The sequence below is a fragment of the Brevibacterium siliguriense genome (assembly GCF_900105315.1).
Taxonomy (GTDB): domain Bacteria; phylum Actinomycetota; class Actinomycetes; order Actinomycetales; family Brevibacteriaceae; genus Brevibacterium; species Brevibacterium siliguriense.
In genome coordinates, this window is the sequence record NZ_LT629766.1 from 2,756,256 (window position 1) to 2,773,017 (window position 16,762).

At 63.1% G+C, this 16,762-nt stretch carries 16 protein-coding genes, 1 tRNA gene and 1 pseudogene; 6 read left to right on the forward strand and 12 right to left on the reverse strand.

Going from position 1 to position 16,762, the window contains the following annotated elements:
• Positions 1-10: 10 nt before the first annotated feature.
• Positions 11-616 carry a mycothiol-dependent nitroreductase Rv2466c family protein gene (locus tag BLU88_RS12280; RefSeq protein ID WP_092014287.1) on the reverse strand — a complete coding sequence of 202 codons (606 nt, stop codon included), beginning with the start codon at positions 614-616 and terminating at the stop codon, positions 11-13.
• A 193-nt stretch (positions 617-809) separates the two neighbouring features.
• Between BLU88_RS12280 and pepN the strand changes: the two genes are divergently transcribed.
• From pepN to BLU88_RS19050, 4 genes and pseudogenes are all read left to right on the forward strand, one after another.
• The gene (gene pepN, locus BLU88_RS12285; RefSeq protein ID WP_092014289.1) at positions 810-3,488 is read left to right on the forward strand and encodes an aminopeptidase N; all 2,679 of its coding nucleotides are present in this window, start codon (positions 810-812) and stop codon (positions 3,486-3,488) included.
• A 62-nt stretch (positions 3,489-3,550) separates the two neighbouring features.
• Positions 3,551-4,591, forward strand: coding sequence for a mechanosensitive ion channel family protein (locus tag BLU88_RS12290; RefSeq protein ID WP_157689089.1), 1,041 nt, complete (start codon positions 3,551-3,553; stop codon positions 4,589-4,591).
• Positions 4,575-4,649, forward strand: a pseudogene (locus BLU88_RS19045) (globin); the annotation flags it as partial. The gene BLU88_RS12290 and the pseudogene BLU88_RS19045, both read left to right, overlap by 17 nt.
• 80 nt (positions 4,650-4,729) lie before the next feature.
• Positions 4,730-4,975 (forward strand): globin domain-containing protein, encoded by a 246-nt coding sequence (locus tag BLU88_RS19050; protein WP_197678240.1) that lies wholly within the window; start codon positions 4,730-4,732, stop codon positions 4,973-4,975.
• Between the two features lie 18 nt (positions 4,976-4,993).
• On the opposite strand, the gene BLU88_RS18755 is transcribed toward BLU88_RS19050, so the two are convergent.
• Together BLU88_RS18755 and BLU88_RS12305 are read right to left on the reverse strand one after the other, a co-directional pair.
• Complete coding sequence (locus BLU88_RS18755; RefSeq protein ID WP_231939393.1) at positions 4,994-5,344, reverse strand: hypothetical protein; 351 nt, start codon at positions 5,342-5,344, stop codon at positions 4,994-4,996.
• A gap of 316 nt (positions 5,345-5,660) precedes the next feature.
• Positions 5,661-6,212: an acyl-CoA thioesterase gene (locus BLU88_RS12305; protein WP_231939394.1), complete on the reverse strand. Its 552-nt coding sequence runs from the start codon at positions 6,210-6,212 to the stop codon at positions 5,661-5,663.
• Between the two features lie 86 nt (positions 6,213-6,298).
• On the opposite strand from BLU88_RS12305, the gene BLU88_RS12310 reads away from it, so the two are divergent.
• Entirely contained in the window at positions 6,299-7,207 is a 909-nt protein-coding gene (locus BLU88_RS12310; protein WP_092014292.1) for an acyl-CoA thioesterase, read from the forward strand.
• Entirely contained in the window at positions 7,204-7,449 is a 246-nt protein-coding gene (locus BLU88_RS12315; protein WP_092014295.1) for a hypothetical protein, read from the forward strand. The genes BLU88_RS12310 and BLU88_RS12315 overlap by 4 nt, the downstream gene beginning before the upstream one ends.
• A gap of 180 nt (positions 7,450-7,629) precedes the next feature.
• On the opposite strand, the gene ettA is transcribed toward BLU88_RS12315, so the two are convergent.
• The 9 genes from ettA to BLU88_RS12360 all read right to left on the reverse strand — a co-directional run bounded on the left by ettA (position 7,630) and on the right by BLU88_RS12360 (position 16,609).
• Complete coding sequence (gene ettA, locus BLU88_RS12320) at positions 7,630-9,312, reverse strand: energy-dependent translational throttle protein EttA (RefSeq protein WP_092014298.1); 1,683 nt, start codon at positions 9,310-9,312, stop codon at positions 7,630-7,632.
• A gap of 112 nt (positions 9,313-9,424) precedes the next feature.
• On the reverse strand, positions 9,425-10,153 hold the full coding sequence (locus tag BLU88_RS12325; RefSeq protein WP_092014301.1) for a DUF6993 domain-containing protein: 729 nt from the start codon (positions 10,151-10,153) through the stop codon (positions 9,425-9,427).
• Positions 10,154-10,254: 101 nt separating this feature from the next.
• Positions 10,255-10,941, reverse strand: a complete 687-nt coding sequence (locus tag BLU88_RS12330; RefSeq protein ID WP_157689091.1) for a single-stranded DNA-binding protein — start codon at positions 10,939-10,941, stop codon at positions 10,255-10,257.
• Between the two features lie 191 nt (positions 10,942-11,132).
• On the reverse strand, positions 11,133-12,713 hold the full coding sequence (locus tag BLU88_RS12335) for a GTPase (protein WP_092014308.1): 1,581 nt from the start codon (positions 12,711-12,713) through the stop codon (positions 11,133-11,135).
• Positions 12,710-14,407, reverse strand: coding sequence for a dynamin family protein (locus BLU88_RS12340; protein ID WP_092014312.1), 1,698 nt, complete (start codon positions 14,405-14,407; stop codon positions 12,710-12,712). The genes BLU88_RS12335 and BLU88_RS12340 overlap by 4 nt, the downstream gene beginning before the upstream one ends.
• Before the next feature lie 124 nt (positions 14,408-14,531).
• Positions 14,532-14,605: transfer RNA gene (locus BLU88_RS12345), tRNA-Arg, on the reverse strand.
• 118 nt (positions 14,606-14,723) lie between these two features.
• Positions 14,724-14,930, reverse strand: coding sequence for a hypothetical protein (locus BLU88_RS12350; RefSeq protein WP_092014315.1), 207 nt, complete (start codon positions 14,928-14,930; stop codon positions 14,724-14,726).
• Between the two features lie 88 nt (positions 14,931-15,018).
• Positions 15,019-15,333: a thiamine-binding protein gene (locus BLU88_RS12355; RefSeq protein WP_092014318.1), complete on the reverse strand. Its 315-nt coding sequence runs from the start codon at positions 15,331-15,333 to the stop codon at positions 15,019-15,021.
• An 85-nt stretch (positions 15,334-15,418) separates the two neighbouring features.
• Complete coding sequence (locus tag BLU88_RS12360; RefSeq protein ID WP_092014321.1) at positions 15,419-16,609, reverse strand: acetyl-CoA C-acetyltransferase; 1,191 nt, start codon at positions 16,607-16,609, stop codon at positions 15,419-15,421.
• Between the last annotated feature and the right edge of the window lie 153 nt (positions 16,610-16,762).

Genomic DNA, 16,762 nt, shown 5'->3' on the forward strand with positions numbered 1-16,762 from the left:
CCGTTGAGTCTCAGTCGAAGTTCGGGCCCTGGTCGCGCGTGCGCTTGAGTTCGAAGAATCCGGGCGTCGAGGCGACTGCGAGGACTCCGTCGAAGAGCCGTCCGGCGTCCTCTCCCTTCGGAGCGGGAGTGACGACAGGACCGAAGAATGCGGTTCCGGCAACGCGGCAGATCGGTGTGCCGACATCGTCGCCGACCAGCGACAGAGCCTCGTCGTGAGAAGCCTGAAGCTGTGCGTCATAGTCGTCGGTCTCGCCGTACTTCATGAGATCGGCAGGCAGTCCCACCTCGGCGAGGGCCTCGGACACAGCCTTCTCGAAGTCGTTCTCTCCGCCCGGGTGGATGCGAGTGCCGATCGCGGTGTAGAGCGGCTCGGCGACGTCATCCCCGTGTTCGGCGATCGCCGCGGTCACGATGCGCATCGGGGCCAGGGCCCGGTTCATCAGTGCGCGGTAGTCCTCGGAAATGTCCTTGTCCCGGTTGAGGAAGTTCAGGCTCATCGGATGGAACTTCACGTCGACGTTGCGGACCTTGGCCACTTCGAGTCCCCAGCGGGAGGTCATCCAAGCCCACGGGCAGGCCGTGTCGAACCACAGGTCGAGTGTTTCTCTGCTCACTGTCTCTCCTCTTTCATCCGGTTGCGGGCACCGTGTCGGGCGCCCTCGGTGTCGATGCTCAATCTACCAATACCTGCCGAACGCGGGGACAGCGGTCGAATTCCGATCAGTGCTGCCGATATCGCACCAGGAACGCATGTCCATGAAAGAATGACCGAGTACACCCGGTTCCCGAAGCGAAGGTCACCTCACTGTGCCGCAACACAATCTCACCCGCGACGAAGCACGCGAACGTTCAGCAAACGTGGACGTCTCGAGCTACGAGCACACCCTGATCCTCACAGGAGTTGGTGAGAGTTTCCGCGTCCGCTCACGCATCCGCTTCACTGCAGCTGCGGATTCGACGACATTCATCGACGCCATCACCGCCAGCGTCGAGCGCGTCCGTCTCAACGGCACCGACCTCGACCTCGCAGAGGTGGTCGCACCGGCTCGCATCACCCTTCCCGGCCTCGCCGCTGAGAACGAACTCATCGTCGACGCCCATTTCTCCTATATGAATACCGGTGAGGGCCTGCACCGTTTCGTCGACCCGATCGATGACGAGGTCTACCTCTACTCCCAGTTCGAGGTCCCCGATGCGCGCCGGGTCTTCCCCGTCTTCGAACAGCCGGATATCAAGTCTCCGTACTCCTTCACCGTCGTGGCACCGGAGAAGTGGACCGTCGTCTCGAACTCCCCCACTCCGACGCCGAGCGATCCGAAGGAGACCTTCGCCGAGCTCGGAGAGGCTCCACAACCGGGCATGGCCGTGTGGCAGTTCGCTCCCACCACGCCGATCTCGTCGTACATCACCGCGATCATCGCCGGTCCCTATGAATCCGTGCATTCGCAGCTGACGTCCTCCGACGGGTCGGTCGTGCCCCTAGGTCTGTACTGCCGTGCCTCGCTGCTCGAGCACCTCGATGCGGAGAAGCTGTTCCGGATCACGAAGGCCGGTTTCGAGTTCTTCGAACGCGAATTCGGCGTCTCCTACCCGTTCGAGAAATACGATCAGCTCTTCGTCCCCGAGTTCAACGCCGGCGCGATGGAGAATGCCGGAGCTGTGACGATCCTCGAGAACTATGTGTTCCGCTCCCGTCCCACCGAGGCTCTGGTCGAGCGCCGGACGGTCACGGTCCTCCACGAGCTGGCTCATATGTGGTTCGGTGACCTCGTGACCATGCGCTGGTGGAACGATCTGTGGCTCAACGAATCATTCGCCGAGTTCATGTCGACGCTGGCAACAGCTGAGGCGACGGAGTTCGCCGATGCGTGGACGACGTTCGCCACAATCGAGAAATCCTGGGCGTACCGTCAGGATCAGCTGCCGAGCACACACCCGATCGTCGCTCCGATTGAGGACCTCGCCGATGTCGAGGTCAACTTCGACGGAATCACCTACGCGAAGGGTGCCTCGGTGCTCAAGCAGCTCGTCGCCTGGGTCGGTCGCGACGAATTCTTCTCCGGCCTCAAGAGCTACTTCGACAAGCATGCATGGTCGAACACCGAACTCTCCGATCTCCTCAGCGAACTCGAGGCCACCTCGGGCCGCGATCTGGAGAGCTGGTCGAAGCTGTGGCTGGAGGAATCCGGGGTCAACCTCCTCGAAGTCGTCGTCACCAAAGAGTCAGGTCAGGCAACAGCGGAGACGTCGGAGACGACCGGTCAGACGATCTCGGCCCTGCAGGTGACTCAGAAGCCCTGGTCGATCCCGGGCCAGCCCACTCCGTCGCTGCGACCGCACCGGCTGGCCATCGGCTTCTACTCGGACAACGGACAGGGACGCCTTCAGCGCACTCACTCGTTCCCCCTCGACATCGACGGCGAATCCGCGGAGGTCACCGAGGCCCAGGGACTGCCCCTGCCCGATGTCATCGTGGTCAACGACGCCGACCTCAGCTATGCGAAGGTCCGCTTCGACTCACGCAGCATGGAGACAGCGGCTCACCGACTGGGCGATTTCGATGATTCGCTCACTCAGCTGCTCGTTCTGGCCACCCTGTGGGATGAGGTCCGAGACGGTGAACGCCCCGTCCACGACTACCTCAACACGGTGCTCACCCACCTGGCAGCCATCACCCATTCCTCCGGCCTGCTCACGCAGATGCGCCAGCTCGATACCGCCGTCGCCTCCTTTCTGCCTCCGCAGGAGCGGGAGACGAAGCACGCCGAGGTGGCCGACCGTTTCATCGAACTGCTCGAGACGATCGAGGAGGGAACGGATCAGACCTTCCAATTCGTGCGCGGATTCATCCGCCATGCGACCACGCCCGAACAGCTCGACCGCCTGAAGTCCTGGCTGCGGCCCGAGACGGAACGCGTCTACGGGATCGCCCTGGACACCGACCTGACGTGGGAGATCATCATCGGGCTGTGCGCGAACAACGCCGTCGACGATTCGACCGTGGCACAGATGAGCCGACAGGATCCCAGCGCCACCGGTGTGCGCCACGCCGCGACCGCACGCGCCTCCAGACCCACCTCGGCGTCGAAGTCGCAGACCTTCATCCGCATCGTCGACGACGTCGATCTTCCCAACTCCGAGCTGGGAGCACTCGCCCTGGGATTCGGTTCGGGTCTGCAGAAGAACTCCGGGGACCTCGTCGCCGCCGAAGCACCGCTGAGGTCGTTCGCCGATGAGTACTTCGCCCGAGTCGCCGGTTGGTGGGAGACACGCACGCTGGAGATGGCACAGACGATGACTCTGCGACTCTATCCGCCAGTGAGTTCAGCCACAGTCGAAGCCACTTCGCGGTGGCTCGACGATCACCCTTCAGCACCGAAGGGCCTGGTGCGGCTGATGCGGGAGAACCTCGCCGATGCGAAGCGCGCTCTTCAGGCTCAGCGTGTGTCCAGCGCTTCCAAGGGATCATTGAATCTTCACAGCTAGTCTCGAGTGATCATGACTTCCGATTCAATTGATTCCACTGTTCAGTCTGCAAGTGACTTCGATTGGGGGCATTCCTCCTCGGCGCTCCGCTGAAGATCACCGTCATCATCATCGGCGCCATCGTCGTCAACCTCGTCATCCGGCTCTTCATCCGACGGTTCACCACCGCAGTCGCCAAGGGCACCGTCGGCAGCGAGAAGGCCGAAAGCGCTGGCCGAACGAAATTCTCCGCGACTGCCCTCGAAGCCCAACGTACCGGGATCGACGAGCAGACGATCAAGGAACGCCGTGCCCAGCGGGCGAAGACCGTGGGACGGATGCTCTCGTCGGTGACGACGATCCTCGTCAGTGTCATCGCGGTGCTCATGATCCTCGATGCCCTGAGCTTCAACATCGCGCCGATCCTCGCTTCTGCGGGAATCGCCGGTGTCGCCATCGCCTTCGGCGCTCAGGAGCTCGTCCGCGACTACTTGTCGGGCTTCTTCATCGTCATCGAAGACCAGTACGGAATCGGTGACACAGTCGACCTCGGCGAGGCCGTCGGCGAGGTCGAGGACGTCGGCCTGCGCCGCACCCAGATCCGTGACCTCACCGGCACCCTCTGGCATGTGCGCAACGGCGAGATCCTGCGTGTGGGCAACCTGTCCCAGGGTTGGGCACGCGCCGTCCTCGATATCCCCATCGACTACCGGACCTCGATGGACGAATACCGCGAGATGACCGAGGACATCACGCGAACCCTGCGGAAGGATCCCGAGCTGTCGAAGGCGATGCTCGAAGATCCGGAGATCGCTGGCGTCCAGTCCCTGTCTGGCTCCCACCGCGTCATCCGCACCATGGTGAAGACCAAACCGAACCTGCAGTGGATGGTCGAGCGTGCCTTCCGAGCCGAGCTGATGACCCAACTGGCAAAGCGCGGCGGTCAGATCGGTATGGTGCAGGAGACGGTTCTGCGCACCCTGCCGGCCAAGGAGGAGGCGATGGCTCCCGCAGCCGACCCGGACTCCGAGAATCCCTCGCCGCTGCCCAGTGACCAGGAGATCCGCAGCACCGTACAGGAAGACTCCCCCAGTGAAGGATCGAGTGATGACGCAGACAACTGACGGCTCCATCTTCGAGGCCGTCGGCGGACATGACACCTTCACCCGCCTCGTCGACGTTTTCTACCAGCACGTCGATGCGGATGCGCAGCTCATTGCGATGTATCCGGACGGCCATGAGCTGGGGGAGCGAAGCACCGTCTGCAGACGTTTCTCGAACAGTACTTCGGCGGGCCGTCGACTTATCAGGAACAGCGAGGCCACCCGCGGCTGCGGATGCGGCATTTCGACTACCCGATCGATTTCGATGCCCGGGACCGCTGGCTGCGCTGCATGCGTGCAGCTCTCGACGATGTGAGCCTGCCGCCGCTGTACGACGAGATGTTCTGGGACTACTTCCAGCGGGCCGCGACCGCAATGGTCAACACGAACCCGAACATCCGCTGATCAGCGGCCCGGACACAGTTACCGGCTCCGTACACGCGTGAGCAGGTGACCGCCCGGGGTGACAAGGCGCAGCCAGCCCCCGGATTCCATGATGCGCAGCTGTCGATCATCATCGCGGCCAGCGGGTGGGACGAAGCGAAGAGCTGTGGCGGCGAAGGCCAGTCCTTCGGGCATCCCGGTCCCCTGCTCACCCGACATCTCACGTGCCCACACCCGGGAGCGCAGAGCTTTGACAGCGTGTCCTCCGGATCCCTCGGGCGCACCGGTGCTGATCTCCGCGATCCCCTCCTCGGCGTTCTCGTGGAGTTTTCCGACCGTGATCGTATCGTGTTCGACCCAGCCCCGCGCGGAGGCGCGATCCCTGTCCACGACACGAGCACGGAGTTCGGCGGCACGGGCAGAGTGGTTCCGTTCTCGTCACGTGCGAAGCGGTCGAGGAGGTTCGACAGCGGCACCGCTTCGTCGAAGCCGTCGAGGTCGTGATCGTCCAAGCGCAGCATCCTCATGGCCAGCACCAGCGGTGTCGAGTCGCCGAGTCCGTGCGGAAACAGCGGAGCCACGGTGGCGACAAGAACATCTGAGGCCACCTGCAGCCGCATCGCTCCGCCGGAATCCGCCCTATGCGCCAAAGAGGCGAAGGCAGAGAGGTCCCGCATGGCCAGCGGGTCATTGATGTGCAGGTCCGTCATCGGCGGGTCCTCCGCAGCGGAACAGGCGTGCCGAGCACCGATTCCATCGCTTCGGTCTCGACTTCGCTGAGGCGACGTGGTCGACCGCTGGCGATGTCGATGAAGACGACGATCGTCTCGGCGACCGTGTATGTGCGCGAACCGTCGGGCTCGCAGATGACGTATCCCACAGTCACCGAGGCGGCGCTGACCTCGCTGATGACGAGATCGACGGCGATGGGTCCGGTGCGATAGGGAATCGGGGCGCGGTATTCGATCGCATGGGAGGCCACGAGCAGCTCCGTCGTCGCCGAGGCATCGGCGAAGACCGTCGGCATCTCCACCCCGCTGACCGTCTCCGTCACTCCATGCTGCCCGGGCGTGGTCGGTGCATCTGAACTGTGGGTGGGTGAGCCGAGGGCACGGACACGTGCCTCTTCCAGGAGTTTGAGCTGAGTGACGTTGTTGACGTGGCCGTATGCGTCCATATCACCCCATCTCAGTTCCAGAAGTACACGGGTGAATTCTTCGAGAAGGGGGTTGGTGGCGCCTGAGTGCATGCTTCCCATGATGCCACCTTCATCGGGTCCGTGCTGCACGCGATAGGATCGTGACTCGTACGCACGATTGGCCCAGTCATCCGAGGGAGAAGCCCATGACCGACGAAGCATCCACCGCAGCGGAGGCGAACGTAGCGACGTTGCACGAGATCCTCGATCTGCGCAGGCTCGAGTTCACCGCAGCTTCCAGCGAAACGGATTTCTTCATCGGACACAGCCAATACAAGCCTGACGGTCGGGTCTTCGGCGGACAGGTGCTCGCGCAGTGTGTCGTAGCGGCTGCGGCCACTCTTTCCAGCGACCGGCTGATCCATTCGCTCCATGGGTACTTCCTGCGGGCCGGCGATGTCAGCGAACCCATCGAGTTCGGAGTCGAGCGGCTGCGCGACGGCCGTTCGTTCTCTGCCCGTCGAGTTCATGCCTATCAGAAGGGAGCGCCGATACTGTCGCTGAGCGCTTCCTTCCAAGACGATCAGCCCGGGCTCAACCATGCCGAGCAGATGCCGACCGATCTGCCGGCGCCCGAGGACTGCCCGGAGCTGCTCGACTACATCGCCGACGAGGATTCTCCGCTCGTCAGCGATTGGCTGAAGAAGCGTCCTTTCGAGGTCCGGCCTGTCGAGCCGTCGCTGCACACGTCCGGCGTCTCCGACTCCTCCATCACCGAGCAGCATTCCTGGTTCCGTGCCAGCGCGACGTTCGGCGACGATCCCGTACTCAACGCCGCTGCTCTGGCCTACGCCAGTGACTTCAATCTGCTCGAACCGGTGCTGCGCCACCACGAACTGACCTGGCGTACACCGGGTCTGCGCGTGGCCAGCCTCGACCATGCCATGTGGTGGCACCACCGCGTGCGCGTCGACGAGTGGATGCTCTATGTGCAGGAATCCCCTGCGGCGCAGGGCGGCCGTGGGCTCGGCTACGGGCGCATCTTCGCTCAGGACGGGACCCTGCTGGCTACTGTGGCCCAAGAAGGTATGGTCCGGGTCAAGGAGGTTCAGTGACGCATAAGGCCCCGACGATGATGGATATCATCGGCGACATCCTCAGCCGCCTGGTGAGCCTGGCGCTGTTCCTCGTCATCGGACTTCTTGCTCTCGTGGCTTTCATAGGACGCACCGATCTGCATGTGGCGGTCTGCGGGCTGCTGGCCATCGTGTGTGGAATCATCGGCACGATCCTCGTGCGTCTCCTGTTCAATGGGATCGCGAGACTCGGCGGCCTCACCAGCTGCTCAAAGGACTGACTCCCCCGTTCGATCGCACAATCGCGCCGGAGCGGCCCGTTGAGCCTGAGCGGCCGACAGCGGACACAGCGCTTGAACCTTCGAATCACCATGGACACAGTGATGCCCCGGTCGACATGACCGGGGCATCAGTTTTGGGAACGTGGAGTCAGAACCGAATCGGCTCAGACCGGACTGAGATCAGTCTCGGGTGAGTCGACGGTGTGTGACTCGATGCGGACGGGCCGCGTCTTCGCCGAGTCGTTCGACCTTGTTCTTCTCGTAGGCCTCGAAGTTGCCTTCGAACCAGTACCAATTCGCCGGGTTCTCCTCGGTGCCTTCCCAAGCGAGGATGTGCGTGGCCACACGGTCCAGGAACCAACGATCGTGCGAGACGACCACGGCACATCCGGGGAACTCGAGCAGAGCGTTCTCCAGGGAGCCGAGGGTCTCGACGTCGAGGTCGTTCGTCGGCTCATCGAGCAGCAGCAGGTTTCCACCCTGCTTGAGCGTGAGCGCAAGGTTGAGGCGGTTGCGTTCGCCGCCGGAGAGCACTCCGGCTTTCTTCTGCTGATCCGGGCCCTTGAATCCGAACGCCGAGACATAGGCACGGGAGGGCATCTCAACCTTGCCGACCTGGATGAAGTCGAGTCCGTCGGAGACGACTTCCCAGAGGTTCTTGTCCGGGTCGATTCCGCCGCGGGACTGATCCACATAGGAGATCTTCACGGTGTCGCCGACCTTGAGGTTTCCTCCGTCGAGCTCTTCCATGCCGACGATGGTCTTGAACAGCGTCGACTTGCCGACGCCATTGGGTCCGATGACGCCGACGATTCCGTTGCGCGGCAGGGAGAAGCTCAGACCATCGATGAGTTTCCGCCCATCGAAGCCCTTTTCGATCTTGTCCGCTTCGATTACGACATCACCGAGTCGGGGGCCAGCAGGAATCTGGATCTCTTCGAAGTCGAGCTTCTGCGTCTTCTCTGCTTCGGCTGCCATCTCCTCATAGCGAGCCAGACGGGCCTTCGACTTCGTCTGCTTCGCCTTGGGGTTCGAACGGACCCATTCGAGTTCGTCCTTGAGCCGCTTGGCCAGCTTCGCGTCCTTCTTGCCCTGGACCTGGAGGCGTTCCTGCTTCTTCTCGAGGTAGGTCGAGTAGTTGCCCTCATAGGGGTAGAGGTGACCGCGGTCGACTTCGGCGATCCATTCGGCCACATGGTCGAGGAAGTACCTATCGTGCGTGATCGCGATGACTGCGCCGGGGTAGCTCTGCAGGTGCTGCTCGAGCCACAGCACCGATTCCGCGTCGAGGTGGTTGGTCGGCTCATCGAGCAGCAGCAGATCGGGCTTCTCGAGCAGAAGCTTGCACAGCGCCACGCGGCGACGTTCACCACCGGAGAGCACGGAGACGTCCGCGTCCGGCGGCGGGCAACGCAGCGCATCCATCGCCTGCTCGAGCTGGGAGTCGAGATCCCAGGCGTCGGCGGCGTCGATGGCCTCCTGCAGCTTGCCCATTTCGTCCATCAGGGCGTCGAAGTCCGCATCGGGGTTCGCCATCTCCTCGGAGATGGCATTGAAGCGGTCGAGCTTCGCCTTGATCTCGCCGACGCCTTCTTCGACGTTGCCGAGCACGGTCTTCTCTTCGTTCAGGGGCGGTTCCTGCATGAGGATGCCCACAGAGTACCCGGGGCTGAGTCGAGCTTCGCCGTTTGAGGGCTGCTCGATTCCCGCCATGATCTTCAGAATCGTTGATTTGCCGGCGCCGTTGGGGCCGACCATACCGATCTTCGCTCCGGGGTAGAACGACATCGATACATCGTCGAGGATGACTTTGTCACCGTGCGCTTTGCGCGCCTTGTGCATGGTGTAGATGAATTCGGCCATAGTGCACTCAGGCTATCGGTTCGGCGCACTCCAGCGCTACTTGACGCCCGGCACCCTTCGGGGTCGCCGAGGATACGCTGAGGCGTCTGAGTCGTCCTCCGCGGAAGATGACTCAGCCGCCGCCGAGTGACGGGGCTTCATCTGACGTGTCGGCCTCACTCGAGGTCGCGCCGGATCCGCCTTCGCTCGAAGTCTCCCCGGATGTGCCCGCGGTGCCCTCAGAACTGTCGGTGCCTTCGGCTCCTTCCGAGCTCGCAGAACCTTCCGCTTCCCCGATGCTAGAAGATTCGGAGTCGGCTTCACTCGGCGTGGGGCTCTCAGTCTCACCGTCTTTGCCGTTGATGTCCTCACCGGGCATGTGGCCGGCACCGTTCGAGTCGCCGTCTTCGTCGCGCTTCTCGCCCTTAGGGGCTTTGACGCCCTTCGGCCGTTCGACCTCGCCGAACAGACAGGAGCCCGTCGACTCCGTGGGCTCTACGAGGTCGGCAGCGGCTTTCCCCTTCCGGATCTCTCCGACGACGCAGCCTTTGTCGGTCTTGACCCCGAACATCTTCGAAGGGACCTCATTGCCCAGCGGCGATTCGTCGATCGTCGCCTCGAGCTGCTCGGGATCATATCCGGCGTCGACCATCGTTGAGAAGAACTTCTTCGTCGACGGCACCGACTCTTTGTCTCCGGTCAGCGGTTTGAGTGCCTTGAGCACCTTGTCGACTTCGGCGACGGGCTTCGCCTGGGTCTGCTTGGGCTCGGGCTGAGAGTCATCGGCACCGAAGCCGAGAAGTGAACAGCCCGACAATGCCAGAGTCAGTGCTGCAGCACCCAGCACAGGAACGAGACGCATCTACAACCTCGGCGAAAGGGGACGATTGACAGTCTAACTCTAGCGGATCACACGTGTCGGGCGCGGCAACCAGGCGGCCTGCAGACAAGGAATCGACGCTTTCAGAACGGCGCTGCGGCTTTCGCTGTCTCACGTGCGATCGGATCCTCTGCGCCGTCGGCGTCGCTGCCGGTTCCGACGCTGATCCCGGAATCGACGTTGCTGTCACGATCGGCGCTGCCTCCGGATTCGGTAGTTTGCTCGTCGTCCGAATATGTGTATGCCGCGCTGTCAGCTCCTGTCGCAGCTGACCGCGACACCTCAGCGTCTCCCTCACCATCGCCGGCTCCCGGTGATGATTCGACGGGGCTCAAGACGTCCCAGACTGTGTCATTCGATCCAGATGACTCGGTATTCGCCTGTCCGGAGACTGACTGTGAGCGCTCGGATGCCTTGGCTCGCTTGTAGTGAGCGGTTCCGTATCGCAGATCAGGGCCGATATGCTCCGCGATCACCGTCGGCGAGATTCCGCTTCGCTCCTCGGTGGTCCATTCGCGGTTTCTCAGACTGCCTGACACTATCACCGCGGCTCCGGTGCTCAGTGACATCGCAGAGTTGCTCGCCAATTCGCCGTAGCAGTCGACGCCGAACCACGAGGTGCCGTCTGTGACGAACTCGCCTGTGTTCTTGTCGACTCTCCAATGATTCACAGCGAGCCTGAACGAGGCGCAGGCTCGTCCGGACGGCAGCGTGCGCGCGCTCGGCTCTGTGGCGATGGTACCGGTGACGGTGATCGGGATTGCGGACATCGGTGTCTCCAAATCGGTGTGATGGAACCATGCGGTCATCTGCGTCCGCATGGACCTCCAGTCAGCCCGATCCTTCGGCCCTGCGTCTAGAGACGCCTGATGCCCTGTGGACAGCGGTTCTCCGTCCACAGGGCATCACGGTCCGAGTAGCACTCAAGGGTGTGTTCGAGTCGGAGCGACGCGTATGAGCTTCAGCCGAGCAGCTCGTAGGCCCGTCGGTGCTCTCCGATGACGTTCTTCACCGGATTGAGGTACGAACTCTGGGCGACGCGGCCGACCGCGTCTCGCAGCCTGCTATCGACCTCGGCGGCCGCCTCCTTGGCACCTTTGGCCCGCCCCGACTTCGCCATCAGCGAAGTCACAAACGAACCGATCACGCCGACCACGAACAGTCCGATGCTGACGATCCAGCACCATGTCGGCAGGGCGCCCGAACCGATCGCAGCGACGAGCGCGGAGGCGATGATGCCGAGGAGACCGACGATCGAGGCAACGAAGAAGACGATCTGCAGTGTGTGTGCCAGCGACCACCAGCCGGGGCTCTGGCGAGTGATCTCCACAGCTGTGACGGCCGAGTCGAGGTTCTCGGACAGTTCGTCCGTGCTCTTCTTCTCTGCCTCCGCAGCTTCGTTCTGCCATGCCTGTGGCATTGTCGATACGGATTCGGCGATAAGTTCATGAGCCATGAGACGTACGTGGGAGCTTTGGGCCTTCGTCGTCGCCGGCACCGAGGCGCGGACAAGTTCGTCCCGGTCTTGTCCGTGTTTCGCGCCCAAGGGATCGGGCGCATTGCGCTGTGCCCACGCGAGAACGGGATACCCGGTCTTGCGATAGGCCCGGCGGATGTAGTCGTCGTGCACAGTCTGCGCCACGGCTTCGACACCGGCGGCTTCCGCCATCGTCTCGACCAACCGCGATGCGCCCGCGAGTTCGTCCGGGGAGGAAACCGGCTCTCCGAGCTCCTTGCGGATCCGCTTGGCCATCGCCTGCATGTCTGCCAGGAGCCTTTCGGCTGCGGCGTCGTTCGAATCGACGGTGTCGGCGAGGATGCTGCGGATCTCCGGGATGCCTTCGCGTGTCGTTGCCGAGGAGATACGCACGTTCGTCTCGCTCAGTCCATCCTCGTTGAGCAGCTGACGGAGATGATCGGCTGCGGCCTTCTGCTCCTCCGGGCTGAGTTTGTCGATCTGATTGAGAACGACGACCATGTTCGCGCTGTTTTCGGCGAGTTTCGTCAGATACTCGGAATGCAGCGAGAAGTCGGCATATTTCTGAGGGTCGACGACCCAGAATACGACATCGACGAGTCCCACCAGTCGATCCGATTCGATACGGTGTTCAACCGCCGTGGAATCGTGGTCGGGCAGGTCGAGAAGGATCAGTCCGTGCAGACGCCTCTGGTCGTCACCGTCGAGGGCCGATTCGCGCCAGGTGCGGCTGCGTTCGGGTACGTGCAGCCAGTCGAGGACGTCGTCTCCGCCCTCGCCCCAGACGCATGCCGTCGGTCGTGAAGTCGTCGGTCGACGTACGCCCACACGGGCGATCTCGAGACCGGCAACCGCGTTGAACAGTGAGGACTTGCCTGAACCGGTGGAGCCGGCGAATGCCACAACGGTGAAGTCCTCACCCAGGCCCAGGCGATCCTCTGCCCGATCCAGCAGATTCTGCGCATCGGTGCGGACGTCACCGGCGAGTTTGTCGTCGCTCAGTGACAGCGCATGCCGGATGCCTTCAGCCAAGTTCCGGATCTCGGTGTGTGCAGAACTGTTCACAATGCCACCTCAAGTCGTTCACCGGAGGCGCGCAGGGCGCCCGCTTGCCGCGCCGGTACCGCGGATAGTCTCAGTGCGTTGTCGAAGGGAGTGCGGCAGTCAGCCACGATTGCCGCAGCGGCGTCGAGGAAGCGCTGGCGAATCGATGCGATGAGCCCGGCGGCCTCGTCCGCTCCGAAGATCGTCTCCGCAAGGTTGAGTGCGACACCGGCTCCCTGTCGGGTGCTCTGTCCAGCATCACGGGTGTGCTGCGGATCCCAGAAAGCCGCGTATTCGATGACGGCGCAGACGCCGGCAACGCCGAACGAGAGTATGCGGGCCTTGGATTTCTTACCCTGACCGATGTCGCGCACGAGCGCGTTGACTTCGTCGGACCAGGTGCCCACGGCCGACTTCACTGCGTCTTCGAGCCCTGCCCCGACGGTGCGGAGCTCAGGCTGATCTTCGATGAGGGCTGCACCGGCCGCTGTATTGCGCCACTCGGCGTTGACTTCATCGACGACGTCGATGGCCTGTTCGCGCAGGGAGACGGCCGCGCTGCGCAGAATGGCCACGTGCAACGGTGTGGCAGCGTCATGTTTGCCCGTCACGGCCGCGGAGATGCGATCGCGCATTCGAGCCATCGTCGGCTCCAGGCCGCGAAACAGCTGTCCGGTGCCGACGAAGTCCTGCCAGCGGGCATTGACCTCTCCGTGCAGGACCCGCCCGTCGGAGAAGACCTCTGCGAGTCCGGACTGAGCGGAACGGAAGTTCTTCTCCAATGAACCGGCCAGCGTAATGTGGGCCTGTTCCTGATTATCGGCGAAGTCGGCGAGTTCGCTGACCCGCGCCGGCAGGGCCGCGATCGCGCCGGTGAGCGTGCGGTTTCGGATGCGTTCGAGGGAGGTGCCTTCCGTGCCGACCTGAGAGATCCAGGAGCGGATCGGATAGATCGCAGCGTGCGGGAGCAGTCCGTCTTCGAGTTCGAGTTCGGCGACGGAGAAGATCGGTGAGTTCGCAAGGCCCGCTTCGGAGAGCAGGCTCGACAGATGATGCCTGACTTCGCGGTTTGCTTCAGGCGGAACCCGGTCGAGGACTATGGCCACCGAAGTGCTGCGTGCAGCGGCTGTCTTCAGAAGAGCCCACGGCGCGGCATCGGCATACCGATTCGCTGTCGTCACGAAGAGCCACAGATCGGCGCTGAGCAGCACCCTGCGGGAGAGAGCGCGGTTGGTCTCCGAGATGGAGTCGATATCGGGGCAGTCGAGGATGGCCGTGCCCGATTCGATGTTCTCATCGGCGATGAAGACGACTCCGGGCATGCTCGACTGCGGGTCGGAGCTGCGCGGCAGATCGGGCAGATAGTGCTCCGACTCGAAGAACTTGGCATCGGCGGGGTTGAAGATGACGACCGGGTTGCCCGTAGTGGGCCGACGCACTCCGGCGGGGCTGACATCGCGACCCACGAGGGAGTTGACCAGTGTCGATTTGCCCGCACCGGTCGATCCGCCCACCGCGATGAGGAACGGAGTCCGCGAGCGGTTGATCCGCGGCAGCACATAGTCGTTGAGTTCCGCGGTCAGTGTCGAGTGTGCTGTCCGAGCGTCGGCGAAGTCTTCGCTGCGCAGGATGAAGCGCGTCTCCGAGACTCGCTTGACGATATCGTTCAACGCTTGGCCGACCGGCGGCGTCACGGCGGTCTTGCTCTCAGTCATCACGCCTCCACTCTCTATGTTTTCCCAGCTCGGCACCAACTGCCACGCCGTATCGGCGCGGAATTGCTCGGCACCGCCGGTCATCGGTCGGACTCGCCCGATCGGTGGATGCGGGCATGAGAAGCGCCCCCGGCGGGGCTCGAACCCGCGACCTACCGCTTAGAAGGCGGTTGCTCTATCCGACTGAGCTACGGAGGCTCAAATATCCTAACCGATGCCCGGATGAGAACAGAAAGCGGCCCTGGTTCGACACAGACTGTCTCAGCCGCGTCGAGCCAGGACCGTATTGCTGCCGGAAGAGCTCGGCAGGAGGTTCTCAGAAGTGCCGGGCTGCGTTCTCCATCGACTTGCGCACTGTCACGAAAGACACCGCTATCAGCCCCGTCATCGCGAGGATGACTGCCACGGCTTCGATGCCGAAGGCGAAGTCGACGATGATCGGGAAGAATCCTGCGAGCATGAAGCCCAGCAACGCGACAAGCGTGAGTGCCGTGGCGACAGAGAAGAGCTTTGCACCGTTCATTGTCCATCTCCTTCTATCGATGCATCCGATGGAGAAAGACTAACGCCAGATGAGACTCACGTCACTAGGAATTTCAGAAGAATTCGTCTCAGGCTTCGCCGCGTGCGTCGATCGCCTTCTCCAGGCGCGCGAGTTTGCCGTCGATCTCACCGCTGTAGCCTGGCCTGATATCGGCTTTGACCACCAGGGACACGCGAGTGCCGAACTCACCGACAGCCTCGGTGGCTTCCTTGATGACTGCGAAGACTTCGTCCCATTCGCCTTCAATGGTCGTGAACATCGAATCCGTCCGGTGCGGCAGACCGGAATTGCGGACGATCTCGACAGCCGCTGCCACGGCGTCGTGGACCGATGCGTCGGCCCCTTCTCCCCCGCTGGGAGCAACTGAGAAAGCTGCGAGCATGATGATGGTCCCTTCTATCCTGGGCGGTGGGGAGCCGATCTGCTCCCCACCGCCCCCTTTGTCTGACTCGGGTCGAACGCCTCGCTCAGGCCCGAGCAGGCACTGTCACAATGAGCGAATCACCCTGCCCACCCCCGCCGCAGAGTGCAGCGATCCCCGTGCCGCCGCCTCGGCGCTGGAGTTCGAGGGCAAGAGTGAGGACGATCCGAGCTCCCGAGGCGCCGATCGGGTGTCCCAGGGCGACGGCTCCTCCGTTGACATTGACCTTGTCGGCGTCGATGCCGAGGTCCTTGACGCTGGCCAGTCCGACGGCGGCGAAGGCTTCGTTGATCTCATAGAGATCGAAGGAATCGGCCGCAACGCCTTCTCGTTCGGCAGCTGCCTTGATGGCCTGCGAGGGCTGGTGCTGGAGGGTCGAGTCCGGTCCGGCGGTCCAGGCATGCGACCGGATCTCGGCGAGGATCGGGGCGCCCAGCTCTTCGGCCTTCTCCCGTGACATGACGACGACGGCGCAGGCTCCGTCGGAGATCTGCGAAGCGTTGCCGGCGGTGATCGTTCCGTCCTTACGGAAGGACGGGCGCAGCTTCGACAGGGATTCGGCCGTCGTGTCGGGCCGCACTCCCTCATCGGCGGACACTGTGACATCGCCCTTGCGCGAACTGATGGTCACCGGAACGATCTCGTTCTCGAATGCCCCGGATTCCTGCGCAGCCGCGGCTCGCTGGTGTGAACGAGCGGAGAACGTGTCCTGCTCGGCTCGGGAGAATTCACGGTCACCGGCGTTGGCCGCCTCGGTCAGCCCGCCCATGGCCTGATCGGTGAATGCATCCCAGAGGCCGTCGTAGTCCATATGGTCCTTGGCGACGACATCACCGTACTTGTACCCCGAGCGCGACTTCATGAGCATGTGCGGCGCCTGGCTCATCGATTCCTGACCGCCCGCCACGACGACGTCGTACTCGTCGGCACGGATCAGCTGAGCGGCTTGGGTGATCGTGTTGATTCCCGACAGGCACAGCTTGTTGACCGACACAGCCGGGACGGACATGGGGATGCCCGCCTTGACCGCTGCCTGTCGGCCTGGGCCCTGGCTGTTTCCGGCCTGCAGAACCTGGCCCATGATGACGTAGTCGACGTCGGAGCCCTGAATACCGGCACGATCGAGTGCGCCGGTGATGGCTTCGGCGCCGAGCTCGACGGCACTGAGTTTCGACAGCTCTCCCTGCAGTCGCCCGAACGGTGTGCGCGCTCCGGCGACGATCACTGCATCAGCCATATTTCCTCCTCGGATATCCGCGCCGGGACTCGGGTCCCGACGCGTATGCATTTCGACATCCACCAGCCTAGTCGAGGCCTATGTGGCCTGAATCACGGGGTCCGCTCGGACCTGGCCGCAGACCCCGTCCACACTCTCGCATTCGCACCCAAC

Bases quoted from the DNA above. Each gene is read 5' to 3' on its own strand.
- ettA (WP_092014298.1), bottom strand. From the start codon at position 9,312: ATGGCCGAATTCATCTACACCATGCACAAGGCGCGCAAAGCGCACGGT.
- BLU88_RS12305 (WP_231939394.1), bottom strand. From the start codon at position 6,212: ATGGGAAGCATGCACTCAGGCGCCACCAACCCCCTTCTCGAAGAATTC.
- BLU88_RS12350 (WP_092014315.1), bottom strand. From the start codon at position 14,930: ATGAACGGTGCAAAGCTCTTCTCTGTCGCCACGGCACTCACGCTTGTC.
- BLU88_RS12330 (WP_157689091.1), bottom strand. From the start codon at position 10,941: ATGTCCGCAATCCCGATCACCGTCACCGGTACCATCGCCACAGAGCCG.
- BLU88_RS12355 (WP_092014318.1), bottom strand. From the start codon at position 15,333: ATGCTCGCAGCTTTCTCAGTTGCTCCCAGCGGGGGAGAAGGGGCCGAC.
- BLU88_RS12340 (WP_092014312.1), bottom strand. From the start codon at position 14,407: ATGACTGAGAGCAAGACCGCCGTGACGCCGCCGGTCGGCCAAGCGTTG.
- BLU88_RS12310 (WP_092014292.1), top strand. From the start codon at position 6,299: ATGACCGACGAAGCATCCACCGCAGCGGAGGCGAACGTAGCGACGTTG.
- BLU88_RS12360 (WP_092014321.1), bottom strand. From the start codon at position 16,609: ATGGCTGATGCAGTGATCGTCGCCGGAGCGCGCACACCGTTCGGGCGA.
- BLU88_RS12325 (WP_092014301.1), bottom strand. From the start codon at position 10,153: ATGCGTCTCGTTCCTGTGCTGGGTGCTGCAGCACTGACTCTGGCATTG.